Source organism: bacterium (genome assembly GCA_024228115.1).
Taxonomy (GTDB): domain Bacteria; phylum Myxococcota_A; class UBA9160; order UBA9160; family UBA6930.
This window is the reverse complement of record JAAETT010000670.1, coordinates 1-3,148: the sequence shown is the minus strand read 5'-3', so window position 1 is coordinate 3,148 and position 3,148 is coordinate 1. Positions and strand designations below refer to the sequence as shown.

Annotated in this window: 2 protein-coding genes and 1 pseudogene; 2 read left to right on the top strand and 1 reads right to left on the bottom strand. The window is 64.9% G+C overall.

Features of this window, described 5'->3' with window-relative positions:
• Positions 1 to 233 precede the first annotated feature (233 nt).
• Positions 234 to 593 (top strand): hypothetical protein, encoded by a 360-nt coding sequence (locus GY937_27895; protein ID MCP5060536.1) that lies wholly within the window; start codon positions 234 to 236, stop codon positions 591 to 593.
• Positions 594 to 611: 18 nt separating this feature from the next.
• Here GY937_27895 and GY937_27890 read toward each other — a convergent pair.
• Positions 612 to 2,005 (bottom strand): annotated as a pseudogene (locus tag GY937_27890) (IS3 family transposase).
• 193 nt (positions 2,006 to 2,198) lie between these two features.
• Here GY937_27890 and GY937_27885 point away from each other — a divergent pair.
• The gene (locus GY937_27885) at positions 2,199 to 2,963 is read left to right on the top strand and encodes a GGDEF domain-containing protein (GenBank protein MCP5060535.1); all 765 of its coding nucleotides are present in this window, start codon (positions 2,199 to 2,201) and stop codon (positions 2,961 to 2,963) included.
• The last annotated feature ends 185 nt before the right edge of the window (positions 2,964 to 3,148 follow it).

The window sequence follows — 3,148 nt, the reverse complement described above, 5'->3', positions numbered from 1 at the left end:
GTTCCGGCGCTACGCGCCTCCACCGGCCCCCGAGAGGCCGGCTGAGGCGGATTCGTATCGTTGATCATCTTGAAACACCTTCCATCGCCCTACAGTAATTCTGGATGGGTCGGGTGTCTCATTGTTGTTGGCAGAGAGGGTTCAGCCAGAAGGAAGCGTTCAGGATCGCGGCCATCGCCGCTCACCAGGGTGATCCGGTGACTGTTGCCGCCAGTACAGCCTGTCTCAACATCATGACCGCCGATGAAATTGCGCGCATCAATGCCAATGGCGAACTCCTGGCCGATGGCATCCGAGGCGTTCTCAAGGACGTGGGCATCAGAGGTCAGGTGATCGGATATGGCAATCATCAGAGTGTTCACCTGACGACCGCCGATGAAGTCACCGATCCGCTTGCCTATTTGCTCAATGCCAATACGCCGGGACTGAAGGAAACGATGGCCCTTTTCCGTCGCTCACTCATCAACAAGGGAGTCATCTGGGTCGCTCAGTTGGCGGCCGAGCTTCCGAGTGCCGTAGGCGCTGCCGTCCTGCTTCCCTCGAGTGGGCGGGGATTGGAGACAGCGGCCAGCGGAGCCTGTCAACGACTTTGAGACACCCCTGGGTTGGATTTAGTGAGCACCTCCTGGTTGTAGCGCCTCCTTTTGGGGCGGGTTGATGTAGACCGCTTCGGGCAGAACCGCAGCTCGGGGCCTGCCGCGCGGGAAGCGTTCCGGAGTGGCTTCGTAGGCGACGTCGAGCACGCCCTGTCGCGTGGCCAGGATTTGCGAGGCCCGGCCGAAGTGGACGTCAGCGGGCGTGAGCATGGCGATGCCCCCGTGGCGGTGCTCGTCGTTGTACCACGGGAAGAAGGACCGGCAGTAGGCAACCGCGGCCTCCTGACTGGCGAAGCGCCCCGGGAATCCCGGGTGGTACTTCAGCGTCTTGAATTGCGCCTCGGAGAACGGGTTGTCGTCCGAGACGCGGGGGCGGCTGAGCGACTGCGTCACGCCGAGGTCGGCGAGTAGCTGGGCCGTGCACTTGGCCGTCATCGGGGATCCCCGGTCGGAGTGGAGGGTCAAGATCCGGGGCTTCACCTCGTGCTTGCAGCACGTCTCCTCGATCAAGCGACCCGCCAGGTTGGCGTTCTCGCGGTCCGCCAGCATCCAGCCCACGGCGTAGCGGCTGAAGAGGTCCAGCAGGACGTAGAGGTAGTGGTAGGTCCACTTCTTCGGGCCCAACAGCTTCGTGATATCCCATGACCACACCTGATTCGGGGACGTCGCCACGAGCTCGGGCTTCGTGTAGGCCGGATGCTGCAGCTGATTGCGCCGCTCCCGGCTTGCGCCCTCGGCGGCGAGGATGCGGTACATCGTGCGCTCCGAGCACAGGTAGCGTTGATCGTCGAGCAGCGTCGCGACGACCTCGCCCGGCGACCGGTCCGCGAAACGAGGTTCGTAGAGAACATCGCGAACACGCTGGCGTTCCGACGGTGAAAGCGCTCGGGCAGGGGTCTTGCGGGGCTGCTGCTGCCCGGTCGACGGCCTCGCTCGGCGGTAGAAGGTCGCCCGTGACACGCCCAGGGCGCGGCAGGCCGGGGCGACCCCGACCTCCCGCGCCAATCCCTGGGCCGCGTTCACGAGTCCTTCCCGCTGTCGAGGTCGAATCCCAGCAGCCCGGCAACTTTTTCCTGGACGTCCAAGATCGTGTGCGCCTTGTGCAGCTCTTTCTCGAGACGTTCCACCTTCGCCTCGAGCTGTTGAACCTTCGGCTCCAGGGGATTGCGCGCCTTCGGCTTGGCCCCGCGCTTCTTCGAGGACAGTCCGCGAAGCGCCCCGCTGCGGCGGGCCTTGCGCCAGACCGTCAGATGAGAGCTGTACAGCCCTTCGCGGCGAAGCAGCTGCCCCACCTCGCCGGGCTCCGTGCACCGGTCCGCTTCCTCGAGAATCCGGAGTCGGTACTCCGCCGTGAACTGTCGCCGCTTTGGCTTGGCTGCCACCTCCGGGTCGGGGGGCGCTGCCGGCACGCCGGCCCCCGGCGTGCGGCCTTCGTCGCTTCGCTCCTCAGCCCCCACGCCGGGGGCCGGAAGCCCTTTCAACGTCATGCCTTCCCTCTCTCCTGTCATCGTTCATCACCTTTCACCGCCCTACAGTAATTGCAATGGGTGTCGGTGTCTCACTGACGTTGGCAGAGAGGGCAGCGCCAATTGGCCAGGCATCTTGCCAGCTCGCTTCGATCCGGGCTCCGAGCCTGCCCTCAGCGAGGCGCTCAAACGTCGCAAGCCTCTCGAACGAGGTGACGAGGCATCCGCGGCTCTCGGCGCGGGTCTCGGCATTGAGCAGCTCGGTATCGCACCCCTTCCGGGATCGTCGCGATGCGCGGGAATCGTACTCCTTGCGCGAAAGGCGGGGGCCGCGCCCTTCGATCCCTTCACGCGCAACCTGGTCCGCACCTTGTCGATACAGAGTGGTCTCGCCCTGGAACGCGTCCGTGTGCACGAGAACCTGCGAGAAGCGTCCATCCGTGACGAGCTGACGGGGGTAGGAAATCGCAGGAGCGCCAACATGCGGCTCGAAAAGCTCGGACCCGGCGATGCGCTGGCCCTACTGGACCTCGACCACTTCAAGCGTATCAACGATACGCTCGGTCACGCGGCTGGTGATGAGGTGCTGCGCGATCTCGGTGCGTTCCTTGGGGCCTCGCTGCGCGAGGGAGACGAGGTCTTCCGGATGGGCGGCGAGGAGTTCCTGGTGGTACTTCGGGATGCGGCTGACGGGGCGCTCATCGCGGGCGAGCGGCTCTGCGATGGATGGCGTTTCAGCGCACCGGCGACGACGTTCAGCTCCGGCGTCGCACTCCACCGAGAGGGGTCCACCGCGGAAGCCACCCTCCAACGCGCCGACGAAGCGCTCTACGAGGCCAAGCGCGCGGGACGAGACCGCGTATGCCTGGCGGAAGAGCTTCCACCTGCCGACCCTCGGTGACTTCGTAGGGCACGATGTGCTTCCCGAGACAGGGTTGACACCTCATTCCGGAGACATGGTTTACACAATCGGCATTTAGGGAGAGCCCAGATGCCGATTGTGTAAACCATGTGCCCGGAATGGACCCGAAGCTGACTGGCGCCCCGGGCAGGACTCGAACCTGCGACCCGCTGCTTAGAAGGCAG

Bases quoted from the DNA above. Each gene is read 5' to 3' on its own strand.
- GY937_27895 (MCP5060536.1), top strand. From the start codon at position 234: ATGACCGCCGATGAAATTGCGCGCATCAATGCCAATGGCGAACTCCTG.